At 53.5% G+C, this 21,884-nt stretch carries 19 protein-coding genes; 11 read left to right on the forward strand and 8 right to left on the reverse strand.

Annotation, left to right across the window (positions count from 1 at the left end; translation table 11 throughout):
- Positions 1-5: 5 nt before the first annotated feature.
- Positions 6-1,826, reverse strand: a complete 1,821-nt coding sequence (locus Q4E64_RS06515; protein WP_303166943.1) for a site-specific DNA-methyltransferase — start codon at positions 1,824-1,826, stop codon at positions 6-8.
- Between the two features lie 274 nt (positions 1,827-2,100).
- Between Q4E64_RS06515 and Q4E64_RS06520 the strand changes: the two genes are divergently transcribed.
- Complete coding sequence (locus Q4E64_RS06520; RefSeq protein ID WP_303166944.1) at positions 2,101-2,373, forward strand: type II toxin-antitoxin system RelB/DinJ family antitoxin; 273 nt, start codon at positions 2,101-2,103, stop codon at positions 2,371-2,373.
- On the forward strand, positions 2,360-2,632 hold the full coding sequence (locus tag Q4E64_RS06525) for a type II toxin-antitoxin system YafQ family toxin (RefSeq protein WP_303166945.1): 273 nt from the start codon (positions 2,360-2,362) through the stop codon (positions 2,630-2,632). The genes Q4E64_RS06520 and Q4E64_RS06525 overlap by 14 nt, the downstream gene beginning before the upstream one ends.
- A gap of 165 nt (positions 2,633-2,797) precedes the next feature.
- On the opposite strand, the gene Q4E64_RS06530 is transcribed toward Q4E64_RS06525, so the two are convergent.
- Together Q4E64_RS06530 and cysE are read right to left on the reverse strand one after the other, a co-directional pair.
- Entirely contained in the window at positions 2,798-4,171 is a 1,374-nt protein-coding gene (locus Q4E64_RS06530) for an NAD(P)-dependent oxidoreductase (protein WP_303166946.1), read from the reverse strand.
- 13 nt (positions 4,172-4,184) lie between these two features.
- Positions 4,185-4,886 carry a serine O-acetyltransferase gene (gene cysE / locus Q4E64_RS06535; protein WP_303166948.1) on the reverse strand — a complete coding sequence of 234 codons (702 nt, stop codon included), beginning with the start codon at positions 4,884-4,886 and terminating at the stop codon, positions 4,185-4,187.
- A gap of 237 nt (positions 4,887-5,123) precedes the next feature.
- Here cysE and Q4E64_RS06540 point away from each other — a divergent pair, with 237 nt between their 5' ends.
- The 8 genes from Q4E64_RS06540 (at position 5,124) to Q4E64_RS06575 (ending at position 16,642) form a co-directional block, all read left to right on the forward strand.
- Positions 5,124-6,431: an amidohydrolase gene (locus Q4E64_RS06540; protein WP_303166949.1), complete on the forward strand. Its 1,308-nt coding sequence runs from the start codon at positions 5,124-5,126 to the stop codon at positions 6,429-6,431.
- Positions 6,432-6,518: 87 nt separating this feature from the next.
- Positions 6,519-7,328 (forward strand): DUF3100 domain-containing protein, encoded by an 810-nt coding sequence (locus tag Q4E64_RS06545; protein ID WP_303166950.1) that lies wholly within the window; start codon positions 6,519-6,521, stop codon positions 7,326-7,328.
- Complete coding sequence (locus Q4E64_RS06550; RefSeq protein ID WP_303166951.1) at positions 7,325-7,771, forward strand: DUF340 domain-containing protein; 447 nt, start codon at positions 7,325-7,327, stop codon at positions 7,769-7,771. The genes Q4E64_RS06545 and Q4E64_RS06550 overlap by 4 nt, the downstream gene beginning before the upstream one ends.
- A gap of 207 nt (positions 7,772-7,978) precedes the next feature.
- Positions 7,979-8,425 carry a hypothetical protein gene (locus tag Q4E64_RS06555; protein ID WP_303166952.1) on the forward strand — a complete coding sequence of 149 codons (447 nt, stop codon included), beginning with the start codon at positions 7,979-7,981 and terminating at the stop codon, positions 8,423-8,425.
- 3 nt (positions 8,426-8,428) lie between these two features.
- Positions 8,429-8,716 (forward strand): hypothetical protein, encoded by a 288-nt coding sequence (locus Q4E64_RS06560; RefSeq protein WP_303166954.1) that lies wholly within the window; start codon positions 8,429-8,431, stop codon positions 8,714-8,716.
- A gap of 281 nt (positions 8,717-8,997) precedes the next feature.
- Complete coding sequence (gltB, locus tag Q4E64_RS06565) at positions 8,998-13,578, forward strand: glutamate synthase large subunit (RefSeq protein WP_303166955.1); 4,581 nt, start codon at positions 8,998-9,000, stop codon at positions 13,576-13,578.
- Positions 13,578-15,056 carry a glutamate synthase subunit beta gene (locus Q4E64_RS06570; protein ID WP_303166956.1) on the forward strand — a complete coding sequence of 493 codons (1,479 nt, stop codon included), beginning with the start codon at positions 13,578-13,580 and terminating at the stop codon, positions 15,054-15,056. The genes gltB and Q4E64_RS06570 overlap by 1 nt, the downstream gene beginning before the upstream one ends.
- A gap of 383 nt (positions 15,057-15,439) precedes the next feature.
- Entirely contained in the window at positions 15,440-16,642 is a 1,203-nt protein-coding gene (locus Q4E64_RS06575) for a DUF1343 domain-containing protein (RefSeq protein ID WP_303166957.1), read from the forward strand.
- Between the two features lie 72 nt (positions 16,643-16,714).
- Here Q4E64_RS06575 and Q4E64_RS06580 read toward each other — a convergent pair whose 3' ends face one another.
- From Q4E64_RS06580 to Q4E64_RS06590, 3 genes are read right to left on the reverse strand one after another with little or no spacing between them, the layout of a single operon-like run.
- Positions 16,715-17,479, reverse strand: coding sequence for a papain-like cysteine protease family protein (locus Q4E64_RS06580; RefSeq protein WP_303166958.1), 765 nt, complete (start codon positions 17,477-17,479; stop codon positions 16,715-16,717).
- A gap of 10 nt (positions 17,480-17,489) precedes the next feature.
- Positions 17,490-19,010, reverse strand: a complete 1,521-nt coding sequence (locus Q4E64_RS06585; protein WP_303166959.1) for a CCA tRNA nucleotidyltransferase — start codon at positions 19,008-19,010, stop codon at positions 17,490-17,492.
- Between the two features lie 4 nt (positions 19,011-19,014).
- A complete protein-coding gene (locus Q4E64_RS06590; RefSeq protein ID WP_303166960.1) occupies positions 19,015-19,824 on the reverse strand; it encodes an arylamine N-acetyltransferase in 810 nt (269 codons plus the stop codon).
- Between the two features lie 367 nt (positions 19,825-20,191).
- Here Q4E64_RS06590 and Q4E64_RS06595 point away from each other — a divergent pair, with 367 nt between their 5' ends.
- Positions 20,192-21,442 carry an SLC13 family permease gene (locus Q4E64_RS06595; protein ID WP_303166961.1) on the forward strand — a complete coding sequence of 417 codons (1,251 nt, stop codon included), beginning with the start codon at positions 20,192-20,194 and terminating at the stop codon, positions 21,440-21,442.
- A gap of 142 nt (positions 21,443-21,584) precedes the next feature.
- Here the strand turns inward: Q4E64_RS06595 and Q4E64_RS06600 are convergent, their stop codons facing one another.
- On the reverse strand, positions 21,585-21,734 hold the full coding sequence (locus tag Q4E64_RS06600; protein ID WP_293729248.1) for a YvrJ family protein: 150 nt from the start codon (positions 21,732-21,734) through the stop codon (positions 21,585-21,587).
- A gap of 13 nt (positions 21,735-21,747) precedes the next feature.
- Positions 21,748-21,873, reverse strand: coding sequence for a DUF2922 family protein (locus Q4E64_RS11465; RefSeq protein ID WP_368501532.1), 126 nt, complete (start codon positions 21,871-21,873; stop codon positions 21,748-21,750).
- Positions 21,874-21,884 lie beyond the last annotated feature (11 nt).

Consider the following 21,884-nt stretch of genomic DNA (forward strand, 5'->3'; position numbering starts at 1 on the left):
CACCGTCACAATTTCGCGATATCGCGCGGAATCTTTTTAAAAGTAATCCTGTATTTCTGTAATTCTTTTTCCGCAAGAGCGCAGACGTCCGCGTAAATTACGTAAACTTGCGCTTTAGTTTTAATTGTGTGTAAAAATTCTCTGTTTAAAACCGTCCGCGCGTCCCTGGCGTAATAAAAATAATAAGCCGCGTTATGCTGTACGCCCAAAAGCATGGGTTCCGCTTCGCTTCGCGGCGGCAAAGCTTGCCGGGTTTCCATATAATAAACGTATGCGCGGATTTTTTCTTCGCTTACCGCTTCGTTTAATTTATCGCCGATTAAAAGCGGCGCGCCTAATTCGTAATAGCTAAAGTCGCCGCCCGTGCCGACTATGGCCTGCGTTGCTTTAATTTTGCCCACGACTTGCAAACGGTTGGCGACAAGTTTGGGCGCGCTCACGCTCGTGTACACGCCGCTCGCTTTGGCTTCTTCCCTAGCGGCTTTGGCGTCCGCCAGCATTTGCGGTGCGTCGGCCAAATTGGACGGTTTTAATTCCGCGTCGTAAATAATTTCTTCTTTATCGTCTGCGGCTTTATAGCCTTTGATAACGCGCTTGACGCGTTCGGCCGTGATACTGTCGGCGTAGTCCATCATTTCGATACAGATAAATTTGCGCCGACCGCCGTCGCGCTTATTCATATTCAGCACTGCGTGCGCCGTCGTGCCGCTGCCTGCAAACGAGTCGAGAACGATGGAATTTTTGTCGGTGGCTATTTCTAAAATTCTTTCTATTAACTTTGACGGTTTAGGAAATTCAAATATGGATTTTCCAAAAATATCTTTCTGTTCTTTCGTTCCGAATATTGAAGTATAAGATTTATCAATCCATACTGTTTTAGGAATTTCTGTTAGTTTCCTTTCTTTCTGAAATATTCTTATAATGCCATCATTCCCTCTATATGCGCAAAGTGAAGAACTATTTAGTTGCGAAGTATCTTTTCCCCAACGCCAAACACTTTTTAGCCCGTTTACTTCTTGCGCCCACACTTCAATATATCCATCAATAGGATAAACGCTAACTGAACACAAACCATTTTTATCAGGATTGTTGATGTTTACAAAAAACGGATAGCGTAAGTTAGGACGATTTGTTTCATTAAATGCTCTTACGTTACGATTGCGCAATCCTTTTAAATTAAATCCTCCGTTCTCATCGAAGTATTGGTATTCCTTACCTTCAATTTCTACTTCATTAAAACATATTAGTTCTAAATTCTTTGCGTAAACTAATATGTTTTCATGCGTTTTTGCAAACTGTCCGTATCTTCTACCTTCCGTTTTAACGATAACGGTAATTCTCTCAATATAATTTCTACTGCCGAAAATCTCATCGCAAATCAATTTTAAATTCGCCTGCTCGTTATCGTCGATGCTGATAAAAATTGCGCCGTCGTCCGCCAGCAAGCGCTGCAATAATTTCAGGCGCGGGTACATCATGCACAGCCATTTATCGTGGCGCGACAAATCTTCGCCTTCCTTGCCTACGACTTGATGCAGCCAGCGCTGTATTTGCGGGTCGTTGACGTTGTCGTTGTACACCCAATTTTCATTGCCGGTATTGTAGGGCGGGTCTATATAAATACATTTGATTCTTCCTTCGTATTTGGGTAGTAAGGATTTGAGCGCCAATAAATTGTCGCCGTGGATAATCATGTTTTCGCTGCCGTTGTCCTCGTCGCGCTGTCCGCGCTCATCAAAACTATATTTTCTTTCCAACACATGGAACGGCGTTTCCAAATGGTGGTTAAGCACTTTATCTTTTCCAATCCAGTTTAAAGTAGGCATGGTGTTCCTCCGTAAGCCGCCGCAAAAATAAAACGGCTTGCTATTATTTTCTTACAATATTATAGCATAAACTATAAATAAACGGCAAAAAGCGAGAGCTTGATTTGCGCACTGCGTCAGTGAGAAATTTTGTGGCGTTGCTGCGTGATAACTGCGTTGAAACGATTGAACAGAAAATAGTTTTGCTACATAAAGCATGGTTATTTTGCTTACATAAGGTGTTGACAAAGTAAATACAACGGGCTTACAATGAAGAAAGAAAGGAGGCGGTATTATGACAGCCGTAAGCACAAATATTAAAATTGACCCGATTTTAAAGCGGGAATCTCAAGCGCTGTTTGAAAGTTTTGGCTTGAGTTTAAGTACAGCGGTAAATATGTTTCTCCGCCAGGCCGTTCGCGAGCAGGCTATTCCTTTTAGAATCGGAACTCCCGTGCCTAATATTGAAACCCTGAAAGCTATTGAAGACGCAAGAAAAGGCGTTGGATTGAGCCGTGGCTTTTCCTCTGTAGCCGAGCTGATGGAGGATTTGGATGCTGACGATTAAATACCAAACAGCCTTCAAAAAAGATTACAAACGCATTAAGAAACGCGGATACGATATAAGATTGCTCGAAAAAGTTGTTGAGATGCTTGCCGCAGGAAAATCTTTACCTGCCGAATACAAGGACCATAGCCTTAGCGGAGATTTTAGCGGATGTAGAGAGTGCCACATTTCGCCTGATTGGTTGCTTGTGTACGAAATTATCGAAAAAGAACTACTTCTATACCTTATGCGGACTGGTACTCACAGCGACATATTTTAACTTGAACGCTGCTTGACTTGCGTACATCGAAGCGACTGAAAAATTTTGCGGGGTTAATGCGCGTTTGAAAAAAAGAAAATTTATAGCAAAGCAAAAGCGTAAGCTTGGGGTACAGCCAGGCTTACGCTTTTGTTATGTAATTTAATTTTTCTGTGGCATCTGTCCTTAAATATTGCAGTCCTCCAGCAGCTTTTTGGCGTCGATATATTGGGCGATGCCTGCGGCTACTTTTTTGGATTCCTTCATGGCCAGCACTACGGTAGCGGGGCCGTGGACCACGTCGCCGCTGCTGAAAACTCCGGCGCGGGTAGTCATACCGTAGGGGCGCTCGCGGGTGATAACGAAGCCGCGGGCGTCCACCTGAATGCCTTTGGTGGTGGACACGATGCGGGCCGCCGGCTTCTGCCCCACCGCCAGAATTACGCAGTCGCAGGGGATTACTTCCTGGCCGCCTTCGGCGACAAATTTGCCTTCGGCAGTTTTCACAATATTTTGCAACAGCAGTCCCGCCAGCTCCGTTTCGTCCGCAGGGGTGGACTGACGGCGGATATTATTGACCGCGCGCATTTGCTTCTTATTAAAATATGCGATGGGCTGCTGTAAAAAGCGGAACTGTACGCCTTCGGCCACAGCGGCTTCATATTCGGAGGGGAAGGCGCTGACTTCGGCTTCGGTTTTGTGGTAAACGATGGTCACGTTCTTGGCGCCGCGGCGGACTGCGGTACGCGCCGCGTCCATGGCTACGTTGCCCGCGCCGACGACGATAACATTATCGCCGGTGTGCAGCAGCGTTTCGCTGGCGTCCAGCTTGCCCTCGTCGGATAGCACTACCATGCGCAAAAAGTAGGTAGCGGTCAAAATGCCGCTGAGCTCCTTGCCGGGAATGTCCAGCGTGCGGGGCAGGGAAGTGCCCGTGCCCATAAAGATGGCGTCGTAACCCTGGGCGAATAAATCGTCCACCGTAAAGTCCACGCCTGCCAGCTGCTTGGTTTTGATTTCCACGCCGATGTGGCGCAGCTCGGTGATTTCGCGGCGCACCACGTCCTTTTGCAGGCGGAATTCAGGGATGCCGAACAGCAGCACGCCGCCCGGCTCGCTTTGGGCTTCGAAAATAGTTACGTCAAAATCCATTTTCGCCAAATCGCCTGCTACCGTCAGACCGGCGGGGCCGCTGCCGATAACGGCTACCTTGCCGCGACGTTTGCTGGAGGGCGTGGTGGGCATTAAATCGTTTTGATGGGCGAAGTCCGCGATAAACATTTCCAGACTGCCGATTTCGATGCCGCATTGCTTTTTCGTCAGCACGCAATGGGCCTCGCATTGGCGTTCATGGGGGCAGACGCGGCCGCAGATAGCGGGCAGATTGCTGCGCTCGGAAATGATTTCGTAGGCCATACCGATATTGCCTTCGCTGAGAGCGCGGATGAAGCCGGGAATATTATTTTCAATGGGACAGCCTGTACGGCACATGGGGCGGGCGCAGTTCAGGCAGCGGCGTGCTTCCTGAATGGCTTCGGCGGTGGTCATTACTCTGCTCATAATTTTACCTCTTTTATTCTTGCTGTTTGTTTTTGGTGTCGTAGATTAGATTTTCCAGCTCCTTCAAGCGGCTGTTAATCTCCTCCATATGCTTGGACAGCAAATTCTCGTAATCGGCTACAGGGTCCGGCAGCTTATCGTGGTTCAGGTCGATCATGCTTTCGGCGTCGCCGGCGTCGGAAGACGCGGTAATGCGCACGCCGTCCCTGGTCACAACGCGGCCGGGAACGCCTACTACTACCGAATTAGGCGGTACTTCTTTGAGAACGACGCTGCCGCTGCCGATTTTGGAATTATCGCCTACCTTAAAGGAACCTAGTACCTTCGCGCCGCTGGATACTACCACGTTATTGCCGATGGTGGGATGGCGCTTGCCCTTTTCCTTACCGGTACCGCCCAGGGTTACGCCCTGATACAGCGTGACGTTGCTGCCCAGTTCGGCAGTTTCGCCGATGACCAGACCCATGCCGTGGTCGATAAACAGGCCGGGGCCCAGCTTGGCGCCGGGGTGAATGTCGATGCCCGTAAGGAAGCGGGAAAAGGTATTGATAAGGCGGGGCAGGAGCACCCAGCCCTTTAAATAGAAATGATGGGCTATGCGATGGAGCCAGATAGCATGCAGGCCCGGATAACACAGCGCGGCCTCCAGTCTTGTTTTGGCGGCAGGGTCGCGCAGCATAATAGCGTCAATATCTTTACTTATCTGAGCAAGCATGTTCAAGACTCCTTTCTTCTAATTTTATCATAATATTGATATGCTATCCATATATCATAGCACAGGAATAGGTGGAGGTAAATAAAAATCTTACTGAATAGTGTAAGAGATATCTTGTATACCGGCTTGGAATGTTTGACATTTGTATCTGTTATGCTATAATTGTAGTAAATATATTAAGTTTCAATATGTGATGTCTTTTGTTTAAAGACAAAAGCTCAAAGGAGGAACTGCTTCATGGACAAGGAGCTTTTAAAACAAAAAGTATGCGCCGCTATCGACGCTTCCGCTGATAAAATTAAAGCTGTGGCCGACAGTATCGCCGACGAACCGGAGCTGGGCTTTAAGGAAGTCAAAACTGCCGCGAAGGTGGCCGCATTTATGCGCGAGCTGGGATTGGAGCCGCAAACCGGGCTGGCTATCAACGGCGTTAAAGCCCGCGCCAAAAGCGGCAGGCCCGGCCCGACCGCCGCAGTTGTAGGCGAGCTGGACGCTGTGGGCTGCCCCGAAAGCGAAAAGGCCGACCCGCTGACCGGCGCCGCCCATGCCTGCGGCCATAATTTACAAATCGCAACCATGCTGGGCGCCGCCTGCGGCATTATGAAGTCCGGCGTGCTGAGCGAGCTGACCGGCGACGTAGTTTTCTTCGGCGTTCCTGCCGAGGAATATATTGAGATAGAGTACCGCAAAAAGCTGGTGAAATCCGGTAAGCTGCATTTTTTGAGCGGCAAGGGCCAGCTGATTTACGAGGGAGCCTTTGACGATATCGATATGGCGATGCAGATGCACGCCGATAAAAATATGCCGCGTCCCACCGTTTCCATCGGTGAAAGCAGCAACGGCTTCGTGGGCAAAACTGTGCGCTATGTGGGCAAAACCGCTCATGCCGCCGACGCTCCCCACGAGGGCGTCAACGCTTTGAACGCCGCCATGCTGGGGCTGATGGGTATTAACGCTTTGCGCGAAACCTTCCGCGAGCAGGATGTGGTGCGCGTCCATCCGATTATCACCAAGGGCGGCGATTTTGTAAATTCCGTGCCGGACGACGTGCGGATGGAGCTGTATGTGCGCGCTAAAACCATGAACGCCATCGACAGCACCCACAAGCGCGTGGATGCAGCCTTAAAGGCCGGCGGCGACGCCGTAGGAGCGCAGACCATTGTGGAAACGCTGCCGGGCATGCTGCCCTTGAACTGCAACCGGCGCATGAACGAGCTGATGGTGGAAAATTCCCTCAAGGCTTATCCTGATGTGGATATTAAGGACGCCGGGCATTTCAGCGCTTCCACCGATATGGGCGATGTGTCCCATCTGATGCCGGTTATCCATCCTTTTATTGGCGGCACCGAAGGCTTGCTGCACACCGGCGGCTTCCATGCGGTTGATTTTAACGCCGCCGTGCTGCTGCCTGCCAAGGCTTTCGCTATGGTGCTGGTGGATTTGCTGGCTGACGACGCTAAAGAGGCCAAAGCAATTCTGGCGGACTTTAAGCCCATTCTGACAAAAGAAGAATACATTGAAAAAATGGAAAGCTATTTTAGTTAAATCGCTTGGGAGCCGGCGAGTGACTTCGCAGCCCACGGCTCTTTCCCGGTTTTGCCATTATAGAAATATTTTAAGGAGGGGAATGTAATGAAAAATATTAAATTACATGCCATTATTCTCGCGCTGATCATTGTGGCGGAATTGATCGGCACGCACACAATTACCATCGGCATCGGACGCATTGTGCTGCTGCCCATGCTGTACGCTTTGCTGCTGGGCATTTTGACCACGCCGAAATTTTTGAATTTGTCCGGCAAAAAAGAAATGGTGGACGCCAGCGGACTCATCGGCGTTACGCTGATGCTGCTCATGGCGCGTTACGGCACTTTGGTAGGCCCCACGCTGCCGAAAATTTTAGCCGCTTCTCCGGCTTTGATCTTGCAGGAGTTCGGCAATTTGGGCACCGTGCTTTTGGGCGTGCCTGTAGCTGTGTACCTGGGCCTGAAGCGTGAAACCATCGGCGCGGCTCACTCTATCGCTCGCGAGCCGAACGTAGCGCTGATCGGCGAAAAATTTGGCCTGGACGGCAGCGAAGGCCGCGGCGTTATGGGCGTTTATATCGCCGGTACCGTTTTCGGTACAATTTTCTTCGGCATTATGGCCAGCGTAGCCGCTTCCACTCTGCCCATTCATCCCTATGCTTTGGCAATGGCCGCAGGCGTTGGCTCTGCCAGCATGATGACCGCAGCTGTAGGCAGTCTTGCGGCTATGTATCCCAATATGGCCGACCAGCTGGCGGCTTTTGGCGCAGCCTCCAATATGCTTTCCGGTCTGGACGGTTTGTATATGTCCGTATGGATTGGCCTGCCCATGACCGAATGGCTGTATAAAAAATTCTATAAGCTGAAATACGGCGTTCTGCCCGAAGCGTCTGAGAAAGGAGAGGAAGCAAAATGAAATTAAAGGATACTATTATCATTTTGGCAATTGTGTCTTTCATGAGCCTGTTCTCCAATGTTTTGGGTACGAAGGCTACTATCGTGGATTCCATTCCCGGTCTGCTGATTCTGGCGGTTATCGCCTTAGTGGGCATGCTGATGTCCAAATATTTGCCCGGCGGGATTCCCGCTGCCGCTTATGTTGTAACTATCGGCTGCATTTTGACCATTCCCGGCGTTCCCGGCAGCGACGTTATTAACGCTTATGTTAAAAACGTAGGCTTTGTGGCACTGTGTACGCCGATTCTGGCTTATGCCGGCGTTTCCATTGGTAAGGATTTGGATGCCTTTGCCAAAACCGGCTGGCGCATCTGCGTGCTGGCGATTGTGGTTTTCGTCGGCACTTATATCGGCAGTGCGATTATCGCGCAGGCTATTTTGAAATCCCTGGGACAAATTTAAATGCGAGTGTCCTCATTGCGGCGTCGTGTCAGCGGCGCCGCATTTTTGCGCCGACGTGCGCTGAAGGTTGCGGGAACAAATGCCAGAATTGTTCAAGGACGCGGCAGGGAGGATTGCAAGAAAAATCACCTTTACTGCGGCGGCTCTTATTGAAATAATCAGCAAACTAGAGTAAAATATGATTATAAATCATGAGGAGGTATCATCATGTCTGAAATTTTAGCGGAAGCAACCTTCCCCAGCGTAATTCACAATAATGAAGTGTGCGAGGAAATCGTAAAATGGGGCAACAAGAACGGTTTTCCTGTGCAGAAGGCTAAATTATATAACAAAATGAACGGCTATGTAGGCTTTTCTCCCGACAACTATTTTATTAAAGCAACCCGCCTGCCGCCTGTTCCCGGCGGCTGGAAAGTATTAGTGGAAAAATACGCATCTGAAACCCGCATTATCCCGCTGAACGTGGATCCTGCCAGCGGCGCCGTTAACCGTTTCATTCTGAAAATGATGGACGAATATGTTAAAGAGGGCCTGAAAATGGATTTGTCTGACAAGGTTTACGAATCCTATGGCACTTATCTTCGCGATTTGGCGGTGACCGGGCACCCAGTGCTTATCAACACCTTTGAAGATTTTATTGAAAATATGCGTTAAGTCATGGCCGGCGTATTGGAAAGGCAGCTGGCGAAGGCTATCGACAAGCGTTGGGCTGTTTTTGCGGCTAAGGCGGCGGACGGCAGCCTGCTGGCGGATGAAATGTCCTTGCGGGCGGCGGCTTATATGGCCGGCGAGCTTATTTTGCCCTGCTGCTGTATGCTGTGCAGCAAGGCTAAGCTGAATGAGCTGCTGGCGCAGACAGGCTTGTGCCAGGGCAGGCCGGAGCTGACGGCTAAGCTGGCCGCGCTGGTGTACGACGATTTGGCGCGTTGCAACGGCTTGGGCTGAAAGTAAAAATTTAATAATAATGAAGGCAGGCTTCTGATGGCAGAGGGCTGCCTTTATTTTTTCTTATAGTTGTATAATTGCATTTTACTGATTTTGTGCCTATATATTGAAGTAAGCGTTTGTTTTGATTTTATTTTTAGGACTGGGAAGATGGCCTGCCTCTTACTGTCAACTGTTAAAATATACATGTATACAATTTGCAATAGCTCGAGAGCTCTATTATAATTAAAGTTACAGTTGCACTGTGATTAGTTTTTTTAATTTTGAGAGGGGAAATCATTATGAATACTTCGCTGCCTGCTAAGCGGGGGCTGTACGACCCTTGGTTTGAGCACGACGCCTGCGGTGTTGGCGTGGTTGCCAATATCAACGGCAAAAAATCCAATAAGATTTTGCGGCAAGCGCTGGTGGTGCTGCATAATATGGACCACCGCGGCGGTCAGGGCGCAGATATGAATTCCGGCGACGGCGCTGGCGTATTGCTGCAAATTCCGCATAATTTTTTCGTCAAGGAATGCGCTAAGCTGGACATTGAGCTGCCGGAGGAGGGCAAGTACGCCGTAGGCTTTATTTTCTTGCCGCCGGACGTTGTAGAAAGAGAGAATGTGCAGCGTCATTTTGAGCGCATTGTGGAGGGTAACGGCCAGACGGTTTTAGGCTGGCGCTGCGTTCCCGTACACCCGGAGGTTTTAGGCGAAAAGTCGCGGCAGAGTATGCCCTTTATGGCGCAGGTTTTCGTTAAGCCGTCGGATAATATTTGCGACCGCCTGGATATAGACGACAACGCTTTTGAGCGCAAGCTGTATAGCATTCGCCGCCAAGCGGAAAATTACATTCGCTACGGCAAGCTGCGCGGCGGCAAATACTTTTATGTGGCCAGCCTTTCGTCCCGTACCATCGTGTATAAGGGTATGCTGACGACGGAGCAGCTGCGCACCTTTTATGCCGACATGGAGGACAGCTCCATGGAAACGGCGCTGGCGCTGGTCCACTCCCGTTTCAGCACCAACACCTTCCCCAGCTGGGAGCGGGCGCATCCGTACCGCTATCTGATGCACAACGGCGAAATAAATACGCTGCGCGGCAACATCAACTGGATGCGCGCCCGTCAGACCATGTGCGGCAACAGCCTGTGGGGCAACGATATCAGCAAGATTATGCCGATTATCGACGAAACCGGTTCCGATTCCGGTATGTTTGACAACTGCCTGGAATTTTTAGTGATGTCCGGCCGCAGCCTGCCCCATGCCGTAATGATGATGATACCGGAGCCCTGGGGCAAGAATCCTCACCTGGACCCGGATTTGAAGGCTTTTTTTGAGTACCACAACTCTTTGATTGAAGCATGGGACGGCCCCGCCGCCATGGCCTTTACCGACGGTCGCACTATCTGCGCCGCACTGGACCGCAACGGCCTGCGCCCTTCCCGTTATTATATTACGGACGACAATACCATTGTGCTGGCCTCCGAGGTGGGCGTGGTGGATATCGACCCGTCGACGATTATTAAAAAGGATCGCCTGCGTCCGGGACGGATGCTGGTTATCGACACGGTACAGGGGCGCATTATCGGTAACGATGAAATCAAGCGCCAGATTGCGAGCGAGCATCCTTACCGCCAATGGCTGGACAAATATTCCATCAAGCTGAAAAATATTCCTTTACAGAGCGAGCTGCCGATTCCCGATAGCCAAACGCTTTTGCAGCGCCAGCGGGCCTTCGGCTACACGCTGGAGGATTTGACGAAGTTTTTGCGGCCTATGGCGCTCAAGGGCATCGACCCGCTGGGAGCCATGGGCAACGACGCGCCGCTGGCCGTGCTCAGTGAAAAGCCGCAGCTGCTGTACAATTATTTCAAGCAGCTTTTTGCGCAGGTAACGAACCCGCCCATCGACGCTATCCGCGAGGAGGTCTTTACGGATACGACCAGCGGTATCGGGCCGGAGCTGAACCTGATCGACCCGCAGCCGGAAAGCTGCCGTCAGATTTCGGCGGAGTCCCCGGTTTTAAGCAATATCGAGCTGGCTAAGCTGAAGCATATCCCCGACTTCGACGCCGCCGTTATTCCCATGCTGTACAAGGTCAGCGAGGGCGGCGCAGGTTTGGAAAAGGCTTTGGACGCTATTTTTGCGCAGGCTGATAAATATATCGATGAGGGCAAGTGTATTCTGATTCTATCCGACCGCGGCGTAAATAAGGAGCTGGCTGCTATTCCGGCGCTGCTGGCCGGGGCCGGCCTGCACCATCACTTGATCGCCAAGGGGACGCGTCTGCGGGCCTCCATCATCATCGAATCGGCGGAGCCGCGGGAGGTGCACCATATGGCGCTGCTCTTGGGCTACGGCGTCAGCGGCATCAATCCTTATCTGGCCTTTGAAAGTTTGGAAAATATGTGCGGCAGCGGTATGCTGGACATCGGCTTTGAAGAGGCGGCGGCCAATTATATCAGCGCCTGCACCCACGGCATTGCTAAGATTTTGTCCAAGATGGGCATTTCCACCGTCCAGTCCTACCGCGGCGCGCAGATTTTTGAAGCCATCGGCATCAGCAGTGCCGTCATCAATAAATACTTTACGGGCACGCCGTCCCGTTTGGAGGGCATCGGCCTGGAGGAAATCGCCAGGGAGGTGGCTCTGCGGCACGAGCCTGCCTTTGCCGAGGATAATCTGGATTTATTCAGCTACGAGTCCGGCTCCCACTATCAGTACCGTAACGGCGGCGAAAAGCACGCCATCAATCCGGAAACCATCGTTAAGCTGCAGCAGGCCTGCCGTACCGGCGATTATAAGCTGTTCAAGGAATTTTCCGAGCAGCTGGGCGGCAGTGAATTCGCCAACCAGAATCTGCGCAGTATGCTGACCTTTACGCCCCAGCGCCTGCCCATCGATATCGACGAGGTAGAATCGGTGGAAAGCATCTGTCGCCGCTTTAAAACGGGCGCTATGAGCTACGGCTCCTTGAGCCAGGAGGCTCACGAGTGCCTGGCCATCGCCATGAACCGTATCGGCGGCAAATCCAATACTGGCGAGGGCGGCGAGCATCCCAGCCGTTTCCAACCGCTGCCCAACGGCGACAGCAAACGCAGCGCTATTAAGCAGGTGGCTTCGGGACGTTTTGGCGTCACCAGTAATTATCTGGTCAACGCCGACGAGATTCAAATAAAAATCGCCCAGGGCGCTAAGCCGGGCGAGGGCGGCCAGCTGCCGGGCGGCAAGGTTTATCCCTGGATTGCCGAATGCCGCGGCACGACTGCGGGCATCGGGCTGATTTCGCCGCCGCCCCATCACGATATTTACTCCATCGAGGATTTGGCGGAGCTGATTCACGATTTGAAGAACGCTAATCCCCGCGCCCGCATCAGCGTGAAGCTGGTGTCCGAGGTGGGCGTGGGCACTATCGCGGCGGGCGTAGTCAAGGCCTGCGCCGACGTGGTGCTCATCAGCGGCTATGACGGCGGCACGGGCGCGTCGCCGCGCACCAGCATTAACCACGCCGGCCTGCCCTGGGAGCTGGGCCTCATGGAAACGCATCAGACGCTGCTTTTAAATAATCTGCGCGACCGCGTAACCTTGGAAACGGACGGCAAGCTGATGACCGGCCGCGACGTAATTATCGCCGCTCTGCTGGGCGCGGAGGAATTTGGCTTTGCCACCGCACCCCTTGTGGCTATCGGCTGCATCATGATGCGCGTCTGCAATCTGAACACCTGCCCCATGGGCGTGGCTACCCAGGACCCGCAGTTGCGCAAAAACTTCCGCGGCAAGCCGGAATACGTAGTCAACTTTATGCGCTTTATCGCGCAGGAAACCCGCGAATACATGGCTATGCTGGGCTTCCGCACTATCGACGAAATGGTGGGGCGCACGGAGGTGCTCATTCCCAAGCTGGAAAAGGCGCGCAACTGGAAGAATAAAAATCTCGATTTGTCGCCGCTCTTGTATAAGCCGGAAGTGGAGCCGGGAGCCAGCCAGGTCTGCACCAAACAGCAGAACCATCAGCTGGAAAAATCGCTGGATATGCGGGAACTGCTGGATATTTGCCGCCGCAGCCTGACGGATAAAAAGCCGGTGCGCATTACGCTGCCCATTAAGAATACCGACCGCGTAGTGGGAACGATTTTAGGCAGCGAGATAACCCGCCGTTACGGCGCGGAGGGCCTGCCTGCCGACACGGTCAGCCTGCATTTCAAGGGCAGCGCGGGCCAGAGCTTCGGCGCTTTTCTGCCCAAGGGCGTAACGCTGGAGCTGGAGGGCGACGCCAACGACCATGTGGGCAAGGGCCTGTCCGGCGGCCGCATCGTTATCTATCCCGATAGCGAAGCGCGCTTCAATCCTCATGAAAACGTCATTATCGGCAACGTAGCCTTTTACGGCGCTACCAGCGGCGAGGCCTATATCAGCGGCATAGCCGGCGAACGCTTCTGTATCCGCAACAGCGGCGTCAGCGCCGTTATCGAGGGCGTGGGCGACCATGGCTGCGAATATATGACCGGCGGCACGGTGGTTATTTTAGGCCGCACTGGCCGTAACTTCGCCGCAGGTATGAGCGGCGGCGTGGCATATGTGCTGGATAAGGATGGGGATTTCGCTTCCTACTGCAATAAGGAAATCGTGCTGTTGGAGCCCTTGGAGAGCATCGGTGACAGCATGACCGTGAAGAAAATGATTCTCAATCACGCCCAGTACACCGGTAGCAAGCTGGCTTTGGAAATTTTGGATAACTGGGAGGAATACCGCGGCAAGTTCGTCAAGGTTATTCCCAGGGATTATAAGATAGTTATGGAAAAGCTGAACGATTATCTGCAGCAGGGCGTGGAGCTGGAGGAAGCCACGCTGAAGGTTTTTGAGGAGGTGAAGGCATAATGGGCAAGCCTACAGGATTTATGGATTATGCACGCCGGGAGCTGGCTCAGCGCGCTCCCTCGGAACGTATCAACGATTGGCAGGAAATCAAGACCAGCAGCCTGCCCCATCGGGAGGAGCTGCGCTGCCAGGCGTCCCGCTGCATGGACTGCGGCGTGCCCTTCTGCCACAGCGGCATCATGCTGAACCGTATGGTCAGCGGCTGCCCGCTGCATAATCTGATGCCGGAATTTAACGATTTGCTGTACCGCGGCATGGACGCTTTCGCTTATGCGCGCTTGGCCAAGACCAATAATTTCCCGGAATTTACTTCCCACGTCTGTCCCGCTCCCTGCGAGGGCGCCTGCAACGCCGGGCTGGCGAGCGCCCCGGTGACGATTAAGAATATCGAGCAGTATATTATCGAAAACGCCTTTGAACAAGGATTAGTGCAGCCGGGCAAACCGGCGCGCCGCAGCGGCAAAAGGGTTGCCGTAGTCGGCAGCGGCCCGGCGGGCCTGGCCTGCGCCGACCAGCTGAACCGGGCGGGGCATTTGGTAACGGTGTACGAAAGAGCCGATCGTCCCGGCGGCCTGTTGATGTACGGCGTGCCGAATATGAAGCTGGATAAGAAGCTGATCGCGCGCCGCGTACAGCTTTTGCAGGAGGCGGGTATTACCTTTGCGCTTAACGCGGAGGTGGGCGTGAAGCTGGCGTCCAGCACGCTGCTGGAGGAATACGACGCCGTGGTGCTGTGTACCGGCGCTACGGTGCCCCGCGATTTGCCGGTGAAGGGCCGCGAGCTGGCAGGTATTTACTTTGCCAAGGAATATTTGCACGGCGTGACCAAGAGCTTGTTGGACAGCAATTTTGCCGACGGGCTGGCAGTGGACGCCAAGGATAAGGACGTGGTGATCATCGGCGGCGGCGACACGGGCAACGACTGCATGGCGACGGTTATCCGTCAGGGCTGCCGCAGCGTGCGTCAGCTGGAAATCAACCCCTGCCTGCCCCACTGCCGCGCAGAGGATAATCCCTGGCCCCAGTTCCCGCGAGTGTTTAAAACGGACTACGGCCAGGAGGAGGCTATCTGCAAATTTAAAGAGGACGCGCGGGAGTTTTGCGTGACGACGAAGGAATTTATCGGCGAAACCGGTCATGTAACCGGCCTGCGCTTGTGCCAGAACCAATGGCAGCAGGTCAACGGACGCCGTGTGCCTGTGGATATTGCCGGAACGGAGCGCGTCGTACCGGCGCAGCTGGTGCTGCTGGCCATGGGCTTTACGGGCAGCGAGCAGCGCTTACTGGACGAGTTTGGCGTAGCCAAGGCCGCTAACGGCAGCATTGCCGCCGACGATAAAAATTATCTGACCTCCGTGCCCGGCGTGTTCGCAGCAGGCGACGCCCGCCGCGGACAAAGCCTGGTAGTCTGGGCGATTGCCGAAGGGCGGGGCGCTGCCGCCGCTGTGGATAAATATTTGGCGGCGCAAGGCGAGTAACAGTTGATAATAGTATATTGAAGATATAGCCGAGCAGAACGCGCAAGAAATTTTGCGCGTTCTGCTTTTATAAGTGCTATAAAGCTTGTACATAGCGATTTGCAAGCCGAAGGCGCAGCAAGAGCTGATGTACAACTTATGCCCTTGTGCTATAAAGCTTGTACACAGCGATTTGCAAGCTGAAGGCGAAGCAAGAGCTGATGTACAACTTATACCTGACACCCGGCGATTGGCGAGCCGGAGGCAATGACAGAGCCGCGGTCGACATGGTATTAAGTGAATGCTTAGCGATTGCGGAGCCAAAGGCGAACGCAGAGCTTAGCAGAACTTATGCCCTTGTGGTATAATATAAGTAATTGTTCATGAACGAGGGGATATTGCTTATGCGAAAAATAATTTTGCTGCTGTGCTGTCTGCTGCTGATGACGGGCTGCGCGGCTAAACAGCCTTCCGTGAAGCTGGGCGTGGAGCGTTTGGCAGAGCCCCAGGCGCGGGAGCTGCTGGACGGCAAGCGCTTGGGCTTATTTACGAATCAAACGGGCGTGAACAGCCGCTTGCGCTCCAGCGTGGAGCTGTTGCGGCAGCAGTACGATTTGCAGGCTGTTTTTGTGCCGGAGCACGGCTTGTTCGGCGCGGTGGCGGCGGGCGAAGAATTTGCTGGACATGAGTACGACGGCATTCCCGTGTTCAGTCTTTATCAAAGCAGTCACCGTCCTACTAGGGAGATGCTGGACACTATCGATACCATAGTGGTGGATATTCAGGACGTGGGTGTGCGCCATTATACCTACTTTTCTTCGCTGGCCTACATTATGGAGGAATGCGCCAAATATCATAAGCAGGTGGTGGTGCTGGACCGGCCTAATCCTTTGGGCGGCGCGGCGCAGGGACCAGTTTTGAAGGAGGGCTTCAGCAGTTTTATCGGCTTGTACTCCATTCCGCTGCGTCACGGCCTGACCATCGGCGAGTTTGCCCGCTATATCAATGCTGAGGAAAAAATTAACTGCGCTTTAGAGGTAGTGCCGATGAAACATTACCGTCGCAGTATGCTGTGGCAGGATACCGGGCTGCCCTGGGTGCTGACCTCGCCCTTGATTCCAACGGCGGATACGGCGTTTTTGTACTGCGCGACCGGCGTCAGCGGCGACAGCAATCTATCCGTAGGCGTGGGCACGGCGCAGCCCTTCGCCGTTATGGGAGCGCCTTTTGCCGACGCGCAGGAGGTAAAGCGGGCGCTGGACGCGCTGCAGCTGCCGCACGTCGCTTTTCGCGCCGCGGCCTTTACGCCGCGCTATGGCGCATATAAGGGCGAATTGGCGCAGGGCGTGGAGATTTATTTGTTGGATAAGCGGCAGGTAAATTTGCCGGAGCTGGATTATTGGCTCTTGACAACCTTTAAACGCTTGTATCCCGATAAGGTGCAGTTTCCGGAGCGGGGCTACGGCATACCCGGCTATAAGCTGGACATTGCTTTGGGCGAAAGCAGCCTGCGGGAGGGACAGGAGCCGGAGCAGGTCTTTGCCCGCTGGCGGCAGGAATGCGCCGCTTTCAGTAAAAAAGCGGAGCCTTATTTGTTATATCGTTGAAAAAGCCGCACGGTCAAGGTGCGGCTTTAGTATATGCTTTGAAATTATCAGAGGAAAGCCTTGCGACAGGCGTTACTTGGCCGGGGGCGGCGTGGCCGTTACCCATTGGCGCAGCTGCTCCGAGCGGTTGAACAGATGGGAGTCGAACCACATATAGAAAAAGCGTTCTGCCGGAACGATATTGTAGCCGTCCTGCAGGTGGTCGCTGGTGTCGAAGGGGTCGGCCATGAGCAGCACGTCGTCGCCGGTATGCTGCGTACCCATGGTGTCGTAGCCGATGATGACGCGCCAGTGCCCGCCCCAGTCGATGTTTTCCACCATGATGGGCGTATTGTTTTGCAGATTGTTTTTGACGAAGACTAAGAAATCCGCGTAATTATCAGGAGTTTTATCCTTGGCGGAGGATTTGGCCTGCCAGCCGATTTGCTTGAAGTAGGAGGCCATGCCCTTGGCGGTAGTGCCGCTGGCGCTGCTGGTGGACATCATTTTGCAGACCTCCGTTTCGCTGTGCAGCGGCGCGCCCAGATAATATTTGACTACGGTATTGGCGGCGACGGGGCCGCAGCTGTAATACGTGCTTTGCTGCAGCGTGGGGTAGTGGGACAAAATCAGCAGATGGTCGTTGGCTTGCAGGTTATAAATATCGGGGTGGGCGAAATAGGGGGAGTCCTTGATATCGTGCTTGCCGGCGAACTGGGCGGCTCCTCCGGACGCGCCGGAATCTGCGGCGTCGGCGCTGGCGATGGCGGGGCCGCTGTATTGCTTGAGCAAGTAATTCGTTCCGGCTAAAATGACAAAGCAGCATAAGGCTCCGACTGCTATTTTGCGTATCTCCATAATATCCTCCTCATATCATTGCGGCGCTTTGACGCCGTTTTATATTTTTACGGACGGCTGCCAGCAGCGCGTCGCGGTCGTTGGGCAGATTGCCGGACTGCACCCGTTCCAGTAAATAGCTGAAGGTATTTTTTAACTGCGCTTGTGGCAGCAGCGCCAGCAGGTCGCGCCCGCCGACGGCCAAATCGCCGGGAGCGACAGGCATGCGTGTGCGCGCCAGCTCGATAACCTGCTCGCCTAGGGCGCGGCCTTCGGCCATCAGCTGCGGGTTTTCGCGGGCGTGGGTAGCGCCCATGTCGGCTAAAAAGACCTCGGCCAGCAGGGAGTAAGCCTCCGTCAGCTGGGCGGAGCTTTTAAAGACGCCGCCGGTTGCTTCGCCGCGTACCCAGCGCAGCAGCGTTTTTTCGCCGGTCAGCAGCATGGGAGCGAAGCGCATGTGCTGGGCCACCAGCCAGACTACTAAACGCACAAAGGCGGCAGGATAACGCAGCCGCGTTAAAATTTCCTGCGCCATAGCTGCGCTTTGCGCTTCGTGGCCCGGGTCGCTGGGCTGGCCCTCCTTATTAGTCGTGCGTATCTGCGGCAGGCCCTTGCCCAAATCGTGCAGTACCAGCGCCCAGCGGATAGCCAGCTGGCGCGGACTGTTATCGATGGCTAAAAGCGTATGCTCCCAGGTATCGTATAAATGAAAGCGTGGGTTTTGGCGCAGCCCCAAAAGATGCAGCGCTTCCGGCAGGATGGGAACGTCAACGTCCTTTTGGTTCTGGCGGACGCGGCAGCTGGCGCCTAAAAGCCCCGTCGCCATCATGAGCATCAGGCCGCGGCCTGCGTATCGGCTCAAGAGCAGCTTTTCCAGTTCGCGCCGCACCCGTTCTAGGGAAAGACCTTGGCAGCGTTCCACAGGGAAGCGGTAGCTGCGGGGCAGATAATAGGGCGTGCCTTCCATGCCGCAGGGGCCGCAGTCGCCGCCGCTTTGCACATAGGTAAAGCCTAATTGCGCCGTAAAGCGGCAGGCACGCAGCATGCGCAAAGCGTCTTCCCGGTAGCGCCGCTCCGGGTCGCCCACGGTACGCAGCAGTTTGGCGGCTAAATCCTGCTGACCGCCGAAGTAATCGTACAGCGTGCCGTCGATGTCCACAGCCATGGCGTTGACGGTAAAATCGCGGCGGCTCAAATCCTCCTGCAAGGCGTCGCAGTACCAGGTGGCGGCGGGGCGGTGAGCGTCGCTGCTGTCGTAGCGTTCGCCGCGGAAGGTAGTGACCTCCGTAGGCACGCCGTCCAGCAGAATAATAACGCAGCCGAAGTTGTGGCCCAGTTTGTCCAGCGTTGACCAGCTCTGTTTTTTACAGATTTGCAGCACCTGCTCCGGCCGGGCGCTGGTAGTAATATCAAAATCCTCCGGCGTCAGCCCCAGCAGCAGGTCGCGCACGGCTCCGCCAACTAAATAGGCTTCAAAGCCCGCTGCGTTAAAGGCCGTCAGGATAGCGCGCGTATATGCGGGCAAACGCCGGGCTAAATCAGTAGCTAACATATGTTTATCCTTCAAAATCGATACCGTCGTTTTTCAGACGGTATTCCACATTGATGCCGAAGTATTCCCACAGCAGCTCCTTTAAATCGGCGCCGGTGCGGATTTTATAGCGGTATTTAACGCGGCCGCCCAAATAGAATTTCAGGTAATTGCCGCGGATGGTTATATTGCAGTCCTCGCGGAAGATGGAAAGCTTTTTGCCCGTGATAAAGGGGGAATCGGGGTGCGCGTCGCACCAAAAGGAGGCCATGATGAAATCCTTGTCGATTTGCGGCTCCTCGGTAAAGCCGAAAAGGCGCTTCCAGGGCTTGCCCCGTTCCTTCTGCCACAGCAGCCAGCCCCAAAAATCGTCGCGGGTAAATTTATACTGGCTGATGCCGTCGCTTTGAATCAGTCCCTCGGTAAGCTCCAGCGGCAGGCGGGGGCTTTCGCTGTTGACGCCTACGTCGGTCAGGTAGCGCTTGCCGTCCAGACTGACGCACATGACGCGGTGGCGGCGTATTTGGTACACGTCCAGCTTATCGATATAGCGGGCGGCGAAGCTTAGCGGCTGAAAGCCCAGCGATTCCAGCAGCCAGTTATACAGGCCGTTGAGCTCGAAGCAGATACCGCCGCGGTTGCGCAGCACCAGCTTTTCAAAAAGGTCGCGGCGCTTGAGGGAAGTAATCCTGCCGTTTAAGCAGTCGAAATTTTCGTAGGGAATAAATTTAAGATGGGCGTCCTGCAGTCGGCGCAGGGTATCTAGGTCGGCGGCGGGGGCGAGGTCGCCCAGCTGTAATTTGCGTAGATATTGCCTTATTTGCTGTTCATTCATGGGCTTTCCGTTCAGTGGCTTCAACTTGCTTTCATCTCCATATTTGTTCTTTGTCCGGTGGCTTCAACTTGCTTTCACTTTTATATTTGTTCTTTGTCCGGTGGCTTCAACTTGCTTTCACTTTTATTCTCTGTAATTATATATTTTATCATGAGCGGCATAATAAATAAACAGCCGCGGCGAAAATGTCTGCGGCACGGGCCGGCAACCGTAAAATAAATTCTCAAGGCGTTTGCACAAATAAATTGAAAAAAATCCGCAATAGGTGTATATTTATCGTAGATATAAAAGTCGTAGGATTTTGTTAATAAGATGCTTCTGCCAACTACACCAGCAGCTTACTAGCAATTTTGAGTGGAGGTGTATTATGGCTTTAGTATCTTTAATTTTCTTATTGGTGGCGATTTTTTTAGGCTTCTTCCGCAAAATGAATACGGGCCTGTTGTGCATCGCCTTCGCCTTGGTGCTGGGGCGCTTGGCCGGAGTATCCGACGCGGAAATTATCCGCGGCTTTAATTCTTCGCTCTTTATCATGCTGCTGGGCGTTACCTATTTGTTCAGCCTGGCGCAGATTAACGGCTGTCTGGACCTGCTGGCTAAAAAGGTGGTGGCGTTGGCCGGGCAGCGTACCTATTTAGTGCCGATTTTGATTTATGTCTTTTCCACTGTATTATCCGCTTTAGGGCCCGGCACGGTGCCTACCATGGCTATCATGATGGTTTTTTCCATGGCTTTGGCGGCGGAGATGGGCATTCACCCCGCTATGCTGTCGGCGCTGACAGTGCTGGGAGCCAGCGGCGGCGGTGTGTCGCCCCTGGCCGCCACGGGCATTATCGGCATCAACCTGTGCGCCGAATTTGGCTTGACCGGTATTGAGGAAAAGTTTTTAATGAACGGCGTGCTGTCGTCCACGGTATACGCTGTGGTGGTTTATTTCCTGCTGGGAGGTTATAAGCTGCATCTGGATGAAACGGTAGTACCGGAAAAAACGCCGCCCTTTAACCGCAAGCAGGAAATTACGCTGCTGGGCATCGTGGCCATGGTATTTTTAGTTATGATTCTGCATATCAACGTGGGCCTTGTGGCCTTTGGCGTAGCGGCGGTGCTGTCCTTCCTCAAGGTGTCGGACGAAGCCGAGGCGCTGAAGCGCATTCCCTGGGGGACGCTGCTGCTGATTACCGGCGTGGGCGTGCTGATGCACCAGATTATCGATCAGGGCGGCATTAAGATGCTGAGCGCGGCGCTGGTATCGGTAATGAACGAAAGAACAGCTACTTCCATCATGGGCATTTGCTCCGGTATCATGAGCTGGTTCAGCTCCACCTCCGGCGTGGTTATGCCCACGCTAATTCCTACGATTCCGCATATTGTGGCGCAGCTGGGCGGCGGCGTGGACCCGCTGGAGCTGGCAACGGCGATAACCATGATCAGTAATACGGCGGGCATCAGCCCCCTGTCCACCGGCGGGGCGCTGGCCTTGGCGGCTTATTCCTCCGCAGCGAGGGCGTCCTACGAGGAGCAGCATCATCTGTTCGTGAAAATGTTTATGATTTCCGCTCTGGGCGTTACGGTGCTGAGTATCTGTGCTTACTTCGGCCTGTATCATTGGCTGCTGTAATGCGGTATTTTGTTTTTTGCTGGCCGTCTGCCGCTATTTAACAAAATAATATTATTGCAGAAAAAAGACTACCGTATCAGCGGCATGCTGTAGTACGATAGTCTTTTTGCGTATTCAGGAAGCGGCGGCTTCCGTCACATTTTTACTTAGCGGCGGCAAGTACGCGGGTCAGGGCGTCGATGTTGGCGCTCAGCTTATCGATTTTGCTTTCCATGCGCACCAGCAGGTAACAGCTCACCAGCATGGGAAAGCCGTAATCGGCAGCCGCCGTCAGCAGCTTGTCGAGCTCCATGTAAATCAGCTCCTTACAGCAGCTCGGTCATGTTGCAGGTGTGCATGCGTGCTTCCGCAATTTCGGACAGCTCGCCGGCAGCGTTTTCAAAAATTGCCTGCTCGATGAGCACCTGCATAGCGGCCTGAGCCTCGTCCAGAGTAACGTCCT

Origin of the sequence: Phascolarctobacterium sp. (assembly GCF_030531065.1) — a bacterium.
GTDB lineage: Bacteria > Bacillota > Negativicutes > Acidaminococcales > Acidaminococcaceae > Phascolarctobacterium_A.